This window comes from Nocardia africana NBRC 100379 (assembly GCF_001612635.1).
GTDB lineage: Bacteria > Actinomycetota > Actinomycetes > Mycobacteriales > Mycobacteriaceae > Nocardia > Nocardia africana.
On the sequence record NZ_BDAV01000011.1, the window covers coordinates 1 to 18041 of the forward strand.

At 66.2% G+C, this 18041-nt stretch carries 15 protein-coding genes and 1 pseudogene; 9 read left to right on the forward strand and 7 right to left on the reverse strand.

What is annotated here, in order from left to right:
• Window positions 1–160 precede the first annotated feature (160 nt).
• A complete protein-coding gene (locus NA3_RS19065; protein ID WP_062965005.1) occupies window positions 161–1561 on the reverse strand; it encodes an amidase in 1401 nt (466 codons plus the stop codon).
• Between the two features lie 82 nt (window positions 1562–1643).
• Here NA3_RS19065 and NA3_RS19070 point away from each other — a divergent pair, with 82 nt between their 5' ends.
• From NA3_RS19070 to NA3_RS19080, 3 genes are all read left to right on the forward strand, one after another.
• The gene (locus NA3_RS19070; protein ID WP_062965006.1) at window positions 1644–2324 is read left to right on the forward strand and encodes a TetR/AcrR family transcriptional regulator; all 681 of its coding nucleotides are present in this window, start codon (window positions 1644–1646) and stop codon (window positions 2322–2324) included.
• A 313-nt stretch (window positions 2325–2637) separates the two neighbouring features.
• Window positions 2638–3162 (forward strand): hypothetical protein, encoded by a 525-nt coding sequence (locus NA3_RS19075; protein ID WP_062965007.1) that lies wholly within the window; start codon window positions 2638–2640, stop codon window positions 3160–3162.
• A gap of 820 nt (window positions 3163–3982) precedes the next feature.
• Window positions 3983–4756 carry a CE1 family esterase gene (locus tag NA3_RS19080; protein WP_062965008.1) on the forward strand — a complete coding sequence of 258 codons (774 nt, stop codon included), beginning with the start codon at window positions 3983–3985 and terminating at the stop codon, window positions 4754–4756.
• Window positions 4757–5105: 349 nt separating this feature from the next.
• Here NA3_RS19080 and NA3_RS19085 read toward each other — a convergent pair whose 3' ends face one another.
• Entirely contained in the window at window positions 5106–7175 is a 2070-nt protein-coding gene (locus NA3_RS19085) for an acyltransferase family protein (RefSeq protein ID WP_227995262.1), read from the reverse strand.
• Between the two features lie 366 nt (window positions 7176–7541).
• Between NA3_RS19085 and NA3_RS19090 the strand changes: the two genes are divergently transcribed.
• Window positions 7542–8471, forward strand: a complete 930-nt coding sequence (locus tag NA3_RS19090) for a DMT family transporter (RefSeq protein ID WP_084491681.1) — start codon at window positions 7542–7544, stop codon at window positions 8469–8471.
• A 39-nt stretch (window positions 8472–8510) separates the two neighbouring features.
• Here NA3_RS19090 and NA3_RS19095 read toward each other — a convergent pair whose 3' ends face one another.
• Both NA3_RS19095 and NA3_RS19100 read right to left on the reverse strand, forming a co-directional pair.
• The gene (locus tag NA3_RS19095) at window positions 8511–9269 is read right to left on the reverse strand and encodes a DUF2071 domain-containing protein (protein WP_062965009.1); all 759 of its coding nucleotides are present in this window, start codon (window positions 9267–9269) and stop codon (window positions 8511–8513) included.
• Window positions 9266–9604, reverse strand: coding sequence for a metalloregulator ArsR/SmtB family transcription factor (locus NA3_RS19100; RefSeq protein WP_062965010.1), 339 nt, complete (start codon window positions 9602–9604; stop codon window positions 9266–9268). The genes NA3_RS19095 and NA3_RS19100 overlap by 4 nt, the downstream gene beginning before the upstream one ends.
• 1060 nt (window positions 9605–10664) lie before the next feature.
• Here NA3_RS19100 and NA3_RS19105 point away from each other — a divergent pair.
• The 3 genes from NA3_RS19105 (at window position 10665) to NA3_RS38685 (ending at window position 12042) form a co-directional block, all read left to right on the forward strand.
• The gene (locus tag NA3_RS19105) at window positions 10665–11084 is read left to right on the forward strand and encodes a CBS domain-containing protein (protein ID WP_062965011.1); all 420 of its coding nucleotides are present in this window, start codon (window positions 10665–10667) and stop codon (window positions 11082–11084) included.
• A gap of 12 nt (window positions 11085–11096) precedes the next feature.
• Window positions 11097–11435: a ribonucleotide reductase N-terminal alpha domain-containing protein gene (locus NA3_RS19110; RefSeq protein WP_062965012.1), complete on the forward strand. Its 339-nt coding sequence runs from the start codon at window positions 11097–11099 to the stop codon at window positions 11433–11435.
• Between the two features lie 118 nt (window positions 11436–11553).
• Window positions 11554–12042, forward strand: coding sequence for a hypothetical protein (locus NA3_RS38685; RefSeq protein WP_062965013.1), 489 nt, complete (start codon window positions 11554–11556; stop codon window positions 12040–12042).
• A gap of 172 nt (window positions 12043–12214) precedes the next feature.
• On the opposite strand, the pseudogene NA3_RS39485 reads toward NA3_RS38685, so the two are convergent.
• Window positions 12215–12520 (reverse strand): annotated as a pseudogene (locus NA3_RS39485) (histidine kinase); the annotation flags it as partial.
• 170 nt (window positions 12521–12690) lie between these two features.
• Here NA3_RS39485 and NA3_RS19120 point away from each other — a divergent pair.
• Window positions 12691–14622, forward strand: coding sequence for a sensor histidine kinase (locus tag NA3_RS19120; protein ID WP_062965014.1), 1932 nt, complete (start codon window positions 12691–12693; stop codon window positions 14620–14622).
• Between the two features lie 227 nt (window positions 14623–14849).
• Window positions 14850–15035 (forward strand): hypothetical protein, encoded by a 186-nt coding sequence (locus NA3_RS19125; RefSeq protein ID WP_062965015.1) that lies wholly within the window; start codon window positions 14850–14852, stop codon window positions 15033–15035.
• Between the two features lie 370 nt (window positions 15036–15405).
• Here NA3_RS19125 and NA3_RS19130 read toward each other — a convergent pair whose 3' ends face one another.
• Together NA3_RS19130 and NA3_RS19135 are read right to left on the reverse strand one after the other, a co-directional pair.
• A complete protein-coding gene (locus NA3_RS19130) occupies window positions 15406–15732 on the reverse strand; it encodes a cupin domain-containing protein (RefSeq protein ID WP_062965016.1) in 327 nt (108 codons plus the stop codon).
• Window positions 15733–15868: 136 nt separating this feature from the next.
• Entirely contained in the window at window positions 15869–17650 is a 1782-nt protein-coding gene (locus NA3_RS19135; RefSeq protein ID WP_084491736.1) for a molybdopterin-dependent oxidoreductase, read from the reverse strand.
• Window positions 17651–18041 lie beyond the last annotated feature (391 nt).

Here is an 18041-nt window from a genome sequence, read left to right on the forward strand (position 1 = left end):
GGGGGGGCAGCCGGCTCACTGCCGAGCCGGCACCAACGCCGGGGCGGATAAGAAGCAATTCGGCACACCCCCGGCCGCTACCGCCACGACCGTGAGACTTCTGCGATCGACCGGTGAACATCCGGTCTCGTCCATGGCCGAGAAGGCTGTGGCCGAACTTCTATGGGCGGGTGATGCGAGGGAAGGAGTGTTCGGCTTCCAGGAGGTAGGCCAGTTCGAGCAGGGTGCGTTCGTCGCCGTATGCGGCCGACAGTTGCACGCCGACCGGAAGGCCTTCCGGGGTGCGGCCCATCGGCAGGGAGATTGCCGGGGTGCCGGCGATGTTGTTCAGCGGCGTGTAGCTGACGTAGCGGGTGAGGCGGTCGATCAGCTCCGGGAAGGGGACGGTCGGCGCGATGTGGCCCAGCGGCGGTGTGGTGTGCGAGAGTACCGGCGACACAACAACTTCCAGCCGGGCGAACATGCGCGCGTAGGCGGCCGGGATGCGTCGCAGTCGGCGCAGCGCCGCCGGTGTGCGGTGCAGGTTGCGGCGGTGGTGGGCGCGCAGTCCGCGCGTGAGTCCGTCGGTGGCGGCCGCGTCGAACGACCGGTCCAGGATGAGCTTGCCCGTAGTCACGGCGAGATCGGCCAGCAGCGCCCAGTATTGGACGAAATCGACGGCGAACTGCTCGGTGACCGGGAGGGCGATCGGTTCGACGACGTGTCCGGCCTTCTCCAGCAGTGTGGCGGTGTGCTCGACCGCGGCACGGGTGGGTTCGTCGACCTCGGCGCCGGTGACGCTGTGCATGAGCAGCCCGACCCGCAGCCGTCGTTGCGCCGGGCCGCGGACCTCGCCGATGGGGGCGAGTTTCGGGTTGCGCCAGACGTTCTCGGCCGCGGCGACGAACGCCGCGGTGTCGCGCACCGTGCGAGTGAGTACGCCCTCGGAGATCATCGGGATCGGCACGTGCCGCGCCTGTTCACCGTCGATATGACGGCCGCGGCTCGGCTTGAGCCCGACGAGTCCACCGCATGCGGCGGGGATGCGAATCGAGCCGCCGCCGTCGTTGGCGTGGGCTATCGGGACCACCCCCGCGGCGACGAGTGCGGCCGAACCGCCCGACGAGGCGCCGATCGAGCGGTCCGGATCCCACGGGTTGCGGGTCGGAGGTTCGGTCATGAATTCGGTGGTGGCGTTGAAGCCGAACTCGGGCAGTCGCGATTTGCCGAGCAGCGTCAGTCCGGTGCCGAGGTACTGGTCGGCGTAGGCGCCGTTCTTCGCGGCCGGCCGCGCCCGGAACGCCTCGCTGCCGTGGGTGGTCGGCAGCCCCGCGACGTCGGTGTTGTCCTTGATGAACGTCGGCACGCCGTAGAGGGCGGTACCGGAGTCCGAGTGGTAGCGCGGAGCGTCGTAGATCGCGCAGGCGACGGCGTCGAGGTGCGGGTCGACCGCTTGCGCTCGCTCGATGGCGGCGGCGGCGAGTTCCTGCGGACTCACCGAGCCGTCGCGGACCAGTTCGGCGAGAGCGACCGCGTCGTGCTCGGCGAGCACATCGTCGCGAAATGCGTGAATCGACGTCATGGCGGCTGAGTCTAGAAGAATTTACAGACTCTGCCCAGAGGGAAACTGTAAAGAGTTACAGAGATGGCCTAGGGTTGGCATCGTGACCGCGCGCCGCCACCGTCCCAGCGCCCAGGCTCGACGCGAAGCCCTGCTCGCGGCCGCTGTCGAGGTCACCGCGGCCGTGGGCGTGGCCGGGGTGACCCATCGCGCGGTCACCGAAAAGGCCGGATTGCCGCTGACCACGGTCGGCTACTTCTTCGACTCGATCGACGCGCTGACCGAGGAAGCGCTGCGGGTCTATACCGATGCCGATGCCGACGCCCAGGTCGCGCTCGCCGAGGCGCTGGCCGAGGCGCACAGCACACCCGACGAGATCGCCGCCGCGATGTCGTCGGCCGCGACCCCGCGCTCACCGGAGACGCCGGCGTTGTTCGAGGCCTATCTGCATGCCGCGCGGCACCCGGAGTTCCGCGACGCCGCCGCGCGGGCGCTCGATGCCGCGCGGCGGGTTGCCGCCGCGGGTGTTCGCGCGGCCGGCGCCCCCGAACCCGACACGGCCGCACCGGCGTTCACGGCCTTGGCACACGGGTTGGCATTGCACGAAATGGCCGTGCCGGGCACGCTGCCGCCGGATTCGGTGCATGCGGCGTTTCGCGCGCTGTTTCTGGGGTTCCTCCTCGACAACGGTCATGTCGAGCTGGCTCTGCGGCTGCGGCGCCGAGCCCCAGCGGACGATCAGGTATGCGAGGGCGGTCCGCCGCCGGCCGAGCCCGACATGTGACGGCGCCGTTCGGTCGCGCCCATCGGGGAAGCGCTGACTCCGACCGCGGCTGGTGCGACGCCACGTGCCCACTGTGATCAGGATCGTTGCCGACCTGGCGAGGTGCGGGCACTATCGGAGTCGGCCGCTCGAGGATGCGCGTGCGGGACCGAGCGAGCCCGGCTGCCCGATGTGAATTCTCTTGGCGACTCGGCACTCCCACGTGCACTGTGCGCGCCGGCCCCGTCGCGGCGCGGCTGGTCCACGCCGGTCCCCGGCACGCCTTGGCGGCGGTAGCAGACCACGGAATTCGTCGCGGAGAGGAGCGCATGCGATGACAGACACCCTGACCGATATCCCCACCGCACCCCTTCGGCTCGCCCGCCCCGTCCCGGTGGCGCGGGCGACGCCGCGGAACCGGGTTCCCGCGACCGGGGTAGCGCGCGAGTGGCAGCAGGCGAAGACGGTGCTCGTCACCCGGGTGACGGGACCGAAGCAATTGGTGACCGTGCCACGGCTGGTTGTCCCTATCGGGTTCGGCCAGTTGGCATTTCGCACCTCTTCACAGGCGCCGGAAGCCGACGATCTGCTGCGCGACGGCCGGGTGCTGGTCCAGGCCGGTGATTGGCGCGGGCATCCGGCGCTGGGGTCTCATCAGCGCCAGGGACACGCGCAGGTCGTGACCGCCGGGACGCTGGTGTCATTCGTCCAGGCCGAGATCGAGGCCAAGTACCGATGGCAGATCCCGCTGGCGAAGTTCGGTCACCGGCTGGCGCGGGGAAGCGCTCCCTACGCCGACGTCGTCGTTCTGGTCACGGTTCACGAGCCCGCGTCTCCGATGCTGTCGCCGACGCCCTGACTTGTCCGTCGGCGAAAGGCGCTGTTTCGCGGAACGTGCGATGCCGCCGGGGTGGCGATCGGCCCGGCGGCACCGCAACGACTTCGCGTAACCCGTCATGCGTTCGGCTTACGCGCAGGCCGACGCCGGGCAGGACGCCGGCCTTGGTGTTCGGATACCCACCCCTCCGGAGATAGCAAACCTTCAGCAGTCGAATATGTGGCCGAAATCGCCTGCTGCGCGAAGTATTCAATCGGCGTTTCCCTCCGCGTCACCGTCCGGCAGTGGCGGGGGTGCCGCAGTCGCGGGCGGTGGCGATACGCCGGTCGAGGTGACCGCGGCCCTGGCGCCCTTCAGTGGTGGACCCCCGTTTACGCAGGAAGCGAACGTATCCCGCGTGGGGGCTTCCGGGCGCCGATCCGGCCGACACCACCGAGGCTGTCGATCGCGTCGTTCGTGGCGCACTCGGCGAAACGGGCAGTCTGACAGCAAATTTCGAGCACATGGGCGGAACGGTTCGGCGTCTTTGGCGCCGTCGCCGAAATGTCAGTTTCATGCCGGCTGGACTGCGGCTCGACGCCCGGCAATCGACAAGTAGTGACATGTCGGGAACCGATTCAACCATTTACCACTGCCGGGAACCCTGACCGCAGTACGCTGCTGTCCGTCGCCGTCTCGATGATGGGAAAGTATGCGCGCTACAGCAATTCGACTCGTCGCGGCCGTGGCCGCCATCGCCGCAATCTTCACCTCGTTGCACGTCGGTCATGGGGTACAACCTGGTGAAAGCCGAGTTCGCCCCGCTGCGGCGCAGTGCAGTCTGGCACCGACAGCCGGCACCGTGGTACGGACGATCGGTACCAGGATCTATCGGCTCAACGTTCCTGCCGGCCTGACCGGACAGTCGGTGCCGCTGCTGCTCGCCGAGCATGGAAATGCCAGCAACGCGGCAGAATTCGAGCAGGTCTCGGGCTGGACTCCGTACGCGGCCGCGCACCACTTCATCGTCGCCTACCCGCAGGGCAATGCGAACAATCTGCCGCTGGATCCCGGTAACGGTCTGGTCGGCAACGATTGGGAGTTTCAGCAGGGCTCGATCGATGTCCAGTTCCTGCGCTCGGTCGTTGCCGACATCGAGGCGAACTGGTGCGTCGACACCGCGCGCGTATACAGCAGCGGCTGGTCCGACGGCGGCATCATGTCGCAGCGGATGGCGTGCGACGCCTCCGACGTCTTCGCGGACGTAACCTCCTGGGAGGGCGGCGATCCCACCCTTCCGAACCCGACCCTGCTGATTCCCAGTCCCGGGTCGCCCTGTCACCCCGCTCGGCCGATCTCTGTCGTCATCGCCCAGGGACAGATCGACCCGATCTCCGATCCGGTAGCCGGTGTGGCCAATGTCAACCAATGGGCAGCTCGCGACGGCTGCCCCCTCCCGCCGGCGAAGTCCAGCGACACATACGGCACCACGGCCGCCTACGGACCGTGCCGGAACGCGACCGCCGTGCAGTACCGGGTGGAGAACGGCCAGGCGCATCAGTGGCCGTCCGGCGCAACCGGCGAGGACCTGCGAGATCGACTGTGGAACTTCATGTTCGCCACCACCCTCCCGTAGGAGCCGAGCGGGTGCGCCGGTTCTTCGTGGCGACGGCGCCCCCCGCTCGTCAGGACACGCGCGACAACCCCTCGAGCACCGCTACGCCCTAACGCGAACTGCAATCCCATCAACAGCCCGGTCGCGGCCCCGTCACTGGAACCCGGCCGCACCGGCGGCCAGACCGCCGCACGAGCTTCCGACTGAGCCGTTCGAGACGAAAGACGGCTTCTCACAGTAAGTTTCGGCGCTGTTCCGCCGCGGGACGGATCGCCACGCTCGGCACCCGCTCGGTGGCAATGCATCCGGGGGCACAGGAAATGCGGGCTTCGCCGGTCGATGAATCTCGCGAATGATGAGCCGATGTTCGTCATTCGCGGGCGAGGGCGCGATCGGTCAGGGCGCCGATCGCCGGTCCGAGCGTCTGAGCGTAGCTGACCGTGAGGTGATTGTCGTCGCGGAACACCAGAGTATTGCCGACGATGACGGGGCAGCGGCCGGTGGTGCAGAACATCGAGGTGAGATCGGCGTACCGACCGCCACCGGCCGTGACCGCCGCCTGCTCGGCCGCGACACCGGCGTCGTTCACCCCGGCCGGGCGTGCGGGTGCGCATGCGGTGGCATCGTCGAGGTGTTCGGACAGGCACGTCGGCACCGTGGAGTGGGGATCGGGGATCGGCCCGAGAACGAGAACGGCCGAACCGATCTCGTGCAGCTGGGCAACCAGGCGGGCCAGACTGTCCACCCAGGCTCGATCGTAGGAGACGAAGCCGAAATCGCCGCCGTAGCGTCGGGACATGCCCACCACGATCAACCGCGGATGTTCGTGTCGCAGCCGGTTCAGCACCTGACCACGCCATTGCTCGCATTCGGTGTACTCGCGGTCCAGATACGGGCTGGTGATGGGCAGGTCCATCAGCGGGCAGGTGACCTTGGCCATCGTTTCCAGCCGCCAATGCCGCGCCTCGGCGATCGGCTCGAGCGCCGGATTCCACATCGCCGCATGGGAATCGCCCACCAAGGCCACCGTGGTGGGCGAGTCCTGATCACCCGAGGCGCACTCGGATTGGCCGACCTCGCGCCACGACCGGACACAGCCGTTGGTGAACACGTCGGCCTTGTTGCCGGGCGCGTTGTCCAGTGAAGGGGTGAGATTCGATGGGACAGCACGGATTTCGGCCGAGGCGGCGACCGCGGATTGCGCTTGCGTCATCAGCTGCCGGACCGCCTCGTCACGGGGGTCGGCGGTGGGTGCGGCCGAGTCCCGCGGCGCGGTGAGCACGAGCGACGGTGCCGCCACGCCCTGCCCGACCGGGGCAGGGACGAGTGCGAACAGGACGAGTGCCGCACTCACGGCGAGCGCGGTGCAGGCGCCGCCGCAGGCGAGGCTGCGCACGGCCGAGTTCCGCAGCGGCGCCGCGAAGCGGACCGGATTCTCAACCGTCCACTGAGTGAGCAGGGCGAGCCCGCCGGCCATCACCAGCGCACCGAATGCGCCGACCCGCCCGAGCGGATGGCCCAGCATATGCGGGGCCAGCAGCAACACCGGCCAATGCCACAGGTACCAGGTGTAGGACAAGCCCCCGACCGCCCGGACCGGGCCGCGGGCCAGCAGCCGGCCGACCCCGAAACGTGCTCCGGCACAACCGGAGACGATCATCAGAGCAGCGCCCATGACGGGAATCAGGGCCGCGCTGCCGGGATACGGTGTCCTGCTGTCGAAGTGGGTGCAGGCCACGACGACCAGAACCAGACCGATCCATCCGGCTGGCGCGGCCACCGAACGCGGCAACCGGGACCACACGGCCACCGAGAGCGCGACCAGGCCGCCGGTGGCCAGCTCCCACGCCCGGGCGGGCAGCGAAAAGTACGCCCACGGCGGCAGAGTGCCGGTCCAGAACAGTGAGATCGTGAACGAGAGCGCGGCGACGACGGCGAGAACGATCAGGTACGGAAGAGGAGCGGCTGATCCGGTGCGGCGGCGCCGCACGAACCACGCCGAGGCGACGATGAGCACCGGCCACACCAGATAGAACTGCTCCTCCACGCCGAGTGACCAGAAGTGCTCGAACGGTGAAGGCGGTTCGTTCGCCGCCAGATAGTCGGTGCCGCGCAGGGCGAGCCGATTGTTCCCGACATACAACGCGCTGGCGATTCCGTCGCCGAGGACCTGGCGCGCCTGCAGCGGCGGCAGCAGCACCGCCGCTCCGATCGCGGTGGCAACCACCACGATGCCCGCCGCGGGCAGCAGCCGGCGAGCGCGTGCCCCATAAAATCGGGCCAGCTCGACGGTGCCGCCGGCCCTGACGTCCCGCCACAGTATTCCGGTGATCAGAAATCCGGAAATTACGAAAAAGACGTCCACGCCGACAAATCCGCCACTGAACCCCGGAATTCCCGCATGAAACAGCACGACCGCCACGACGGCGACCGCTCGCATGCCCTCGATATCGGGCCGAAATCCGTCCCGGGGCTGCGATGCACTGTGAACCCGGTCTGCCTGCCGATTCGCCAACCCGCTTACGGCCGTGTCCGTCATGTGCAGCATTGTGATTGATCGGTTCGTTCGTGCCGCGGCGACGTGCCGATTTCGTGCCCGACGAAATTGCCGTGTCCGGTGTGCTACTTATGGTCGAATTCGGCGGTTTGTGCCTCGCGGAATTCATTCGGCCGGTGAGGAATTCGCCAATCGGTTGTTCGGCTGTTTCGTAGGAAGCGCTTGCGGGAAGGTCTGAGCCGAGCCTCCGGAGCAACGCCGATGAGCAAGAACGGCCAATGGTGAACCCGGGGGGGAAGGAGGACGGGAGTGCGCACTCCGCGGTCTGGGGCGGTACACGATATCGAGGCGGGCTCGCTCGACACCGCGGCCCGGCGGCCCGCGTGGGCCGGGGCCGGTATGGCGGCCGGCGCGTTGGCTGTGTCTTCGTCTTCGGTCTTCATCGCGTTGTCCCATGCGCGACCGGAGGTGTCGACCTTCTATCGGTGCGCTCTGGCCATGCCGGTGTTGGTCGCCGTAGCGTGGCGGGAGGGCCGGCGCGGCGGCTGGTTGACCCTGCTGGATTGGTGTGTGGCGTTGGCCTGCGGCGCGTTCTTCGCCGCGGACATGGTGTGGTGGGGCGCTGCGATCCTCGAAGTGGGGGCGGGGCTGTCGACCGTTCTGGTCAATGTGCAAGTGATCGTCGTACCGATGATCGCGTATCTGGTCGACCGCGAAAAGCCGGGCAGAATAATGATTTTCGCACTCCCGCTGATGATATGCGGCGTGGCGGCGGCCGGCGGCGTGCTGGAGCACCACCCTGCGGGATCTGCCACGCTGCGCGGCGCTGCGCACGCGATTGCGGCGGGAGTGTGTTATTCGGGTTTCTTGTTCCTGTTACGGCGGGCAGGTCTGCGGGGGCGGACTCGGCAGACCTACACGGTGGCCGTCGGGGTAGCGGCTCTGGTCGCCGCGGGTGTGCTCGGGTTTCGGATGTCGATCGCGGTCCTGGCGGTCGATCGACCCGCACTCGGATGGCTGCTGGCCACTGCGGTTTCCGGTCAAGTGATCGGCTGGCTGCTGGTGGCGTTGTGCGCTCCGCGACTGTCGAGCGCCTCCGGTGCGGCCCTGCTGCTACTGACTCCGGTGGGCTCGCTGTTATTGAGCGCGATAGTCCTCCACGAACATCCCTCCCTTATCCAGATGGCAGGCTGTGTCCTCATCCTCGGCTGCGCATACGCCGTTGCCAAACAGTCCTGAGCCATCGACTTATCGCTTACTGGTGGAGGGCTGCAATTCCTAGCGTGCGCTGTTTCCTGCGGGCGCGGAGCCGGCAACGACCTGCAGCGGTGGAAGAGGGCGCCAGCTCACCGGCACACCGCGCATCAGCAACGCGGAGTCGAGCACCGCGCTGCCCGGTGGGAACCGGTCGCGGTCGTCGAAGACCGTGGACCGAACCGAACGGACCTCGACCGGCTCGACGTGCCACGAGTCCGTCCGGAGTTCGAGCCCATCGAGGCATCGACCGCCACGCGTGGCCGAGAATCCGGCCGAGCCACGTCGGAAGAAGTCCGATGCCTGCGCCAGATCGGCGAACAGTTCGCTTCCCTGGAACCGCTCGGTGGTCCGGACGTCCACGCTGACGGAGACCGTCTCATCACGACTTGCGAAGGCCACGTGCAGATCCTGTGCCGTCTCCCGCACATCGAACCGCGCCGAACTGTGCTCACCCGGAAACAGTCGGCCACCGGCAAGGACATTGATCACCGAGCCGCTGTCGCGACGCGAGATATACACCCCGGTGGAGCGTCCTTGCGGACCATCCCACTCGACCGCGATGCGATGCGCCGCGTTCTCGCTGCGCAGCCCGACCCGGCCGGGGAGCCGGCTGGGCCGGAACTGTCCCAGGCGGATCAGGCAGATGCCGGCAACCGCCCAACCGTCGACCAGGTGAGGTCGCATCGGCGCCGGCACCAAACTCGCGGCTGCCTCAGGGGCGACTCGGTAGTTCACGAGAAGACGTCGCTCGACGACGCTGGACATCCGCGGCGGTCTCATCCGGCACCCCCGTTCTTCGTGGTTCGCAGTCTGCGCTGCCTGACGATGACCTGTTCCGGGCAGATCGCGCTGAGGAACCTGCCGACACACAACGCCAGCCGTTCCTCGACGAGCGAGTAGAAGATCCGATTGGCGACTCGTCGCTCTCGGACGAGCCCGGCTGCCTTGAGTACGCCCAGATGCCGGGAGATCGACGGACCACTGATCGGAAACGTCGCGGCGATCTCACCCGCGGTCAACTCGCCGGAACGTAGATCCTCCAGGATCTGTCGGCGCGTCGAGTCGGCCAGCGCGCGAAACACACCGGCTTCCTCTTCAGGGTCGAGTTCGGCCATGTTTGGACTTTAGCACTATAGCTAAATAGCGAACAACAATTCGCGTCGGCGTGGGGTTCGGGTGCGAGATGACGCCATGTCGGCTGCTCGTCGGGATGAGTCGAGGTGGTGGTGGCGGGCCGGCGAGTCGATCGACGGTATCGGCCAAGGGCCTTGGAATGCCGCAACCGCTGGTGGAGCGTGTTCGGCAAACGATGGACCGCAGCCCTGCGCTGGCGTGTGCACACTGCGGTGCGATCGTTGTGTTGATCGGGTGTGACTGGCCCGCAGGCTATTTCGGTCACATGATCGGCGATGTTCGGCCGATCCTGTGGTTCGGGCTCGGGAATCGCAGCGGTGAGGGACGGGCGGTTGAACGGCTTCTAACCGAATCAGCAACTGGGTGGCGGGGCCCACCTGACGCCGACTCAGGTTCCAGCCGAAATCGGCTGCACACCTATGCACCGTCTCGGATGTTCACTACCTCAGGAACCTCATGGCCTCCTGATCGAGGAGTCGGTGCAGCGCTGACTCGAGTTCGACCGAGTTCCGATCCAGAGCAAGCGCGCTCAGAGTTGCTGAAATGAATATCTTCGCGGATCAGACATCAGGTGCCACTCCTTGATTCGGAGTTGCATCGTTGTTTGTACAGTCCCGGTCCCCGCGGGGCACCCGCATCACCTGGACCGCTCCGCTGCCCTGGATCGGTCGACTGCGAGGGAGGGTGCACGCCGGGAGAAGAGAGGTTCGTGGGACTTTCGGCACTTTCCCGGCTGGTGCTCTCGATGGCACCCTGGACGGTGCCGGGCATGCTCGGTGTTTGCTCGAGACGGTGGCTCGGTCAGTAGATTCGGGCTGAGTCACTACGAGACGAGAAGCGTCGGATTCTCGGTGGTGCATGATCGACGCAGGGCCGTCCTCGAACAGGCATAACCAAATAATCGCAATGCCCGTCGTGTCGTGACACCGGCGGGCATTGTCGTCGATCCCACCTGGTGCGCTCCTCGGGACTTTGTTCTCTTCCGGCCCTCCGTGCATCGGTGGAGGGTGGAGAACTGCCGATACTCGAAAGGAGAAAACGATGACCACAGCCAGGCAGATCATGCACGAGGGCGCCGCGTGGGTGTCACGGACCGATACCGTCGAGCACGCTGCCCGGCTCATGCGCCAACTCGACGTCGGAGTTCTACCGGTCAGCGATGAGAACGAGCGGCTGTGCGGAATCATCACCGACCGTGACATCGTGGTGAAATGCGTTGCGATCGGCGGTGATCCGGCGACGACGACCTGCGCCTCCCTGTGTGAAGGGACGCCACGGTGGGTGGACGCCGACACGGATGTTCACGCCGTTCTGCACGAACTGGAAGAGCGCCGGATCAAGCGCCTCCCGGTCATCGAGAACAAGCGGCTGGTCGGCATGATCAGCGAGGCGGATATCGCACGCCACCTCAGCGACGACGAGATCGCGAAATTCGTCGAAGGCGTCTACGCGGGCACCTGACAGCAGTGCACCATGCCTGAGGATACCGGCGTCGTCGACGACCTCGGATTGTCACCGGCGGCCCTGGCGACGGTCGCCGAACGGTACCTGCGGCGCATGCCGGGGGGCAGGATCTGCGAGTCGCCGGGCCGTATGATGGACCGGGTCGCCCGGTTCGTCGCCGGAGCGGAGGACGCCTACCGGGCCGGCAGCAGGGAATACTGGGCGCAGCGGTTCGCGGCACTGCCGCGTAGCCGTGAGTTTCTTCCGAATTCGCCGACCTTGATGAATGCCGGCACCGGTGACGGTGTGCTCTCCGGCTGCTTCGTCCTGCCACTGGTTTCGCAGCTCAAAATTGAAGCACGCAGATGATGAGTCGATCCACCGCAGTCGGTGTAAGCGCTTGATCTTTCCGTCATTGCCGACCGGCACCGGCCGCGTCTGCCATTATCCGATGGCCGGACCGGTCCGACCCAGGCAAAGAGGGGCAATGAAGCAACTGTACGCGCGCACCAGCATCATGAGCAGCGTCGAGCGACTGGACTCGACTGTTCGTGCCGCCATCACCGCTCACGCCGAGGTGAATTCTCTCGGCGATGTGTTGACATCCGCTACCACCGTGTGTGAGACCCGTAGCGTACGGCTGTATCGAAATGGCCTGCTGGCCAAGGTGACCGGCTCTGGTGACCCCGACCGCGAGCACCGGACCATCGCCATGATCATCCCCGCCTGCCTCGTCATCGCTGTCGTCGGCGAAAAGCGCGGGATTCATGTTCGTTCGGCGCGGCTGGAAGCGATTTCCCTGAACCCCGGCATTGCTGCCGCACTCGACTCCGGCATCAGCGTCGTCGCCCATTGGTCCGGCCAGATGGCACACGACGCGCCGGCCGGGTTCTTCCTGGGACTCGGCAACGACGAGGATGGACGCGCGTTCCTCGGCAAGTTCCGTGAGGCCGTTGCCGGCGCCAAGACTCGCTAGCAGGTAGTCGCGCACCCGCCGGACCGGCAGACGCGGGGTCTCGTAGGCCGATTCTTCGATTGGTTCGTCGGCGAGCGCTCGTGTGGTTCGATCGGCGCGGCAGTAGGGACCTTCGCTCTGCGGTCGGCGTCATTGCCTTCAGCACATCGCCCAGCGACTCGAGATGCTGAATGGTCACCGTGCTCAACACATCGATACCCGCCGCGAGCAGCTCCTCGACGTCCTGCCACCGCTTGGCGTTGCGGGAACCGGGTGCATTGGTATGAGCCAGTTCATCGACCAGCACCCTGCGGATTGCGGGCCGGCACCGCGTCCAGGTCCATCTCGTGCAGCGCGCCGTTGCGATAGGGAACCGTCCGTGCGGGACCGTCGCCAAACCCTCGGCGAGCCGCAGGATGGGGCGCCGCCCGTGCGATTCCACTACGCCGATGACGCGGTCGACGCCTCGATCGGCTTGGCGGTGGGCCTCCGAGAGCATCGCGTAGGTCTTGCCGACACCGTGCAGGACAGAACAGCGCCCGACGTCGCCACAGTCGATGACCTTGGCCACTTCATCACGGCTATGCCTCGGTTCTACCGTGACACACGCAGCCGATGCAGCGAGATCCCGCGACCGGCGAAGCAGCTTCGGCGCGAAAGAGCTGAGCCATGAACGATGTTTCTTCCCGCGGTCCGGCGCACCGGCACCGTGGCCGATTGCGCATCTATCTGGGCATCGCACCCGGAGTGGGCAAAACCTACGCCATGCTGACCGAGGGGCACCGACTGGTCGACCAGGGCGTCGACACCGTGATCGGTCTCGCCGAAACGCATGCTCGACACGACACCGAGGCCCTGCTGCGCGGTATTGGTCAGGTGCCGCCCCGGCGGATCCTGCACGGGGGCAGCGAGTTCGAGGAACTCGACGTCGATGCCGTGCTCGCCCGGCAACCTGCGGCCGTGTTGGTCGATGAACTGGCACACAGCTGTGTGCCGGGCAGCCGCCACGAACAGCGATGGGAAGACGTGGCGGAATTGATCGACGCCGGAATCGACGTCGTGACAGCGATGAATATCGCGCATATCGACAGCCTCGCCGACAAGGTCGAAGCAATGACTGGCGTCACCACCCGGGAAACCGTGCCGGACAGTGTTGTCGCTTCCGCGGACCGCATCGACTTCATCGACATCTCCCCGGAACAGTTGCAATCCCGCATCGCGGAAGGCGGCGTACTGCGCGGCACCACCGGGCAACTGCTCACCGGCTATTTCACCGCCGACCGGCTGGCCGCCCTGCGAGAAGTGGCCGGTCAGTGGCTGCGGGACCACGGCCGCCCCCGAGACTCATCGCCTCGCCCGCAGGCACCGGCTGCTCCGGCGCTCGACGGGGTGTTGGTCGCCCTCACCGGTGATCCGGAGGCGGAGCATGTGTTGCGGCGAGCCGCGCGAATCGCGGATTCCCTCGGCGCGCCGCTGCTCGGGGTGCATGTGCGCGAACCCAGTGGGCTCGACAGCCCCGATCCGGCGTGGCTGGCAGGCCAACGACAACTGCTGAGCCGGCTCGGGGGCCGGTTCACCGAGGTGGCGGGCATCGACGTGGCCGCCACGGTGCTCGAATTCGCTCGCGACAGCGGCGCGCACCAGCTCGTGCTCGGTGCATCCCGTCGCTCTCGGCTGGAGGAACTGCTGCACGGGTCGGTGATCAACAAGACGATCCGGACGGCCGGATCCGTGGAAGTTCACGTCATTCCGGCCCGCAGAGGCCGACACGAACACCGGGCATATCCTCGCCGTATCCCTGCTCTGTGGCCCCCGCAGCTGCCCGTCCCGCGGCGGGTAGCTGCCTGGGTGGTCGCGATAGTGGCGCCGGTCGCGATCACCCTTGCGCTGGCGCCGGTGCGGTCGTCGATCGGGCTCGGCGGAGCGCTGTTGTGCGATCTGTTCGGTGTGGTCGGCGCGGCTCTACTCGGTGGCGTCATGCCCGCACTGTTGGCAACCGCGCTGTCGGTGCTTTTGGCGGACTACTTTTTCACCGCCCCCGTGCACACCTTCCGAGTCGCCGACTGGGTCGACTTGATCGCGCTGATCACCTTCGGTGGCGTCGCAATCGTGGTCGGCGGGCTGGTGGACCTGCTGACCCGGCAGGGGCTGCGAGCAGCTCGCAGCACGGCGGAGGCGCGCAATGTGGCCCGGCTGTGCGCCGACACCCTCGTTCACCAGGACGACCTGTCGGTCTCTGTCGACACGATCCGCGGTGCCTTCGCACTGACCTCGGTGGCCGTGCTCCGCTCCACACCTGCAGGCTGGTCACTCGAAGCAGCAAGCGGTACACAGCCACCGACCGAGCCCGGTCAGGGCACGATCGACGTCGGGATCGGTCCGGGACGAGTACTCGCGGTCCGGACCGACCGAGCGCCTCGCAGTGGTGATCTACTGGATACTTTCCTCGCCGAACTGCGCACTGCCACCCAGCGCAGCCTGCGAAGTGAATTCGACCGCGCGGCTTCGCAACTCGCAAGCCGCGCCATCGCACCGCCGGGAGCGGACACTCGATTCCCCAGAAAATCCGGCAGCGATCCGCCCGCCGACGCCATTCGATGACGGTGCCCACCGCTCGCAAGGCGCAGTCCATATTGTCGCTGATGTCGCCTACACGTCCCGGGTGTGCTGTAAAAATGTGGGGCGCATGTTCTTTCGTTCCATCCTGCGGCGCTTCGCCGCGGCGGAGCAGAGAGCGTGTGTTGGTGGGTCGGACAAATCGACTCGCCAGGTCGGGGCACAACTACACGCGGACGCTCATATTCGCGTGGCACTGATCTGGAGACCGCATGTTCACGATGGAAGTTGCCACCAAGTACGTGATCGGACTCGTCGAGTCCACCGGCTGCGCACGAGCCTCCGACTTCGATGTGCCCCGCATCGTGGATACCTTGTATGCCCTGGCTGAGGATTGGGACTTCGACGCCATAGACCGCGCCACCTTCTGGGCAGTGGTCGCCGGCAATACCAGGTGACCCCCGCCCGTGGTCGCGGTTCTTCGCCGAAGCACCCCGCGGATGCCTGGCTGGTGCGGCCCTGGGCACAGCGTCCGGCTTTCGAGAGTCGCCCGTTCCGACCGGGACTATCAGCAAATCCGCGGTTCCCGACGGAAGGGCCCTACTCGTACTCGGCGGGAACGTATAACTCGACACAGGGCTGTGCGCTGCTAAGGAACTGTCAGTATCCGGTGTGGTAACGCAGGATCCTTTACCCCTCGGGGTTGGATGTGTGCGTGTGGAACAGCGTGTGGCGTCGAGGGGGGAGCCGCAGATCGCCGATCGTCGGCTGCGGCGCCCCGTACGGGCCGTGGTGACCGATGTCGAGCCGGTCCGGTCGGGTCGGCGGCTACTTCACGACAGTGAGGAGCACTGCGCTGTCCTCGACAGCTTCGAGCCCGTGCCGTGCCGTCGGCACGACGATCAGATCGCCGCTGCGGCCTTCCCACTCCGTACCCTGGCTGTGCAGCCGCACCCGGCCCCGCAACACGAACATGGTTGCCTCGCCCGGGTTTTCGTGCTCAGCCATCGACGTGCCCGCTGTCAGGGCGATTACGGTTTGACGCAGCCGATGTTCGTGGCCGCCGTACACCGTCGCGGCGCTGCGCCGTGCCGACGCCGACTTGGCACGTTCCAACTGTTCGCGAGCGAGGGCATCCAATGAGAATTTCTCCACCGAACCCGTCCTTCCGTTGTCGTCAGACTCTGATCCGATCGGTATGACCTGACTGGTTACCACAATGGAGAACCGCTCGGTCTCGCCGTAGGTCGTTCGGAGGTGCCGGGCAACGTTTCGAGATTTGAGCAGCAAGTCAGATCGATTGTCTGTAGCCGAAGAACTCGTGGTCTTCGTTGTATCCGCCGTAGCCGCCTCCGATGTCGTTGAAGTCGGCGACGAATTCGACGCCTTGGATCCATTTGACTTGTTTGAATCCGAGTTGCGTTTCGTTGCGTAGCCGCAGTGGTGCGCCGTGGCCGAAACTCAATGGTTCTCCGTTCATGTCGAATGCGAGCATGGTCAGCCGGTAGCTCATCTGCTCGATCGGGTGAGCATCGTAGTAGCGACCCTTTTCGGGGCCATCGCCGAGGGAGTAGAACACCGCCCATTTGGCCTCCGGCCGAGGACGGACCACTTCCAGGATCGATGCCATGGACACGCCACCCCACTTGGCGACGCCGGACCAGCCCTGAATGCAGAAGTGCTGGGTGATCTGCTCATGACGCGGCATCGCGCGCAGTTGGTCGAGACTCAATTCGACCGGGTTGTCGACAAGGCCGTGCACCCGCAGCCGGTAGCCGGCGAATTCGCTGTCGAACAGTGCGCGATATTCGGGCGAGTCAGGGTAGTGCCCGTTGTGCCAAAAGTAGGGTGATATGTCCTTCTCGCTGTATTCGCCGGGTGCGGAATCCAGATGCTCGAACAGGCGTTGCGCCGGCCCGACCAGTGCGTCTCCCACCCGCTGGATCAGGCGCGGATGGCGCAATGTCAGTGGAGTCGCGGCCACCCACCCCACGACGACCACGGCCATCGACACCGCGAAGATCGAGAACCCCAGCCAAGAGGTGTCGTCGCTACCGGCGTAGATGTGGTTGAGGTTGCGCAGAGCGCCGGTCGTGAAAACCAGCGTCACGTGAACGACGATGAAAAGCAAGAACCACACCATCACCAAGAAATGCAGTGACCGTGCGCTCTGAATACTCAGCGGACGGCTGATCCACCGGAGACGGGTCGACAAAGCGGGTGACATTCCCAGCCCGGAGATCAGAGCGGCCGGGGCCGCGACGAAGACGGTCAGGAAATACGCTATCTGCTGCAGACCGTTGTAGGCGACCCATCCTTGTTCGGTCGGCCAGTCCAGCGACAGATATTGAATGAGCACGGACACCGCGTTGGGAAATACCTCCCAGCTGGTGGGCACCACTTTGCGCCATTGACCGGTGGTGAAGAGGAAGACGTAGAAAATGATTCCGTTGAGCAACCACAGGCTGTCGATGCCGAGATGCCACCAGCGTGCGAGACCGATCGAGTGCCGCAATCCGGGCAGTCCGAGCTGCTGCGGCAGGCTGACCGAGTCCTGTTTCGCCGTCCACAGCGGGTCCGGCGGTACCGGCTGCTGGAATCGGAACCAATCCTTGCCCGGTGTGCAGTGGCGAGTCCAGTACAGGCGAGGGTGGTCGGTCAGAATTTGAACGCCTGACCGAATAATGAAGATCATCAGGAACAGATTGAAAAAATGCTGCCACCGCAACCAGGCCGGCATGCCGGTGGTTTGCTGCGGGTTGTCGATGACGGTGCCTGGGTGGCGCGCGATGAACTGCTGAACTGCGGCGACATCGCGAAGTCCCTGCGCGATCGCCACGGCTGCGACCAGTCCGACGAACCCGATCGGCAGCAGCCACAGCAGGTTGAACCATCTGTCGCGGCCGACGCGGATTCTCGGCGCAACGCCGTGGGTCTGGGGGATGGTGCCGGCGAAGGTCTCGGGATCGATGACATCCTCGCCACTGGTCAGTTCCGAACGCCAACTGGCAACCAGCTGCGGTGTGATCCTCGACGACGGCCTCGATCCGGGCGTCGACCCGGTTGTTCCCATCTGCGCCACCTGAAGATAGCCGGGTATCTGGAAACGACTCGTGATCATCTACGACCGTAGGACACCTCGGTCGCGTTGAACAACCTCGAGTGCCCGACGGCATGAGAAGATCCGCCTGCATCAGTACGTCAGGGCCGGCCCGCTGTGCCGGTAGAGCGCCCGACTGCCGCGTTCCTGCCTTGCCCTCGCTGTGGACTTCGGTCACTTCTCGCATCGACCCGATGCCCTACCTGTCGGACGCGATGGGCAGTGGAATCGACGATGTCGGAAACGCTCAGTTCTCCCGAGGAGTGATCATGAGTCGGCTTCCTGCCCACCGTCCAGGGTCGCTTCCACCGGACTTCACCGACTGGTGGAATTCCCTGACGCCCGGGCTTTCTCCGATGTTCGG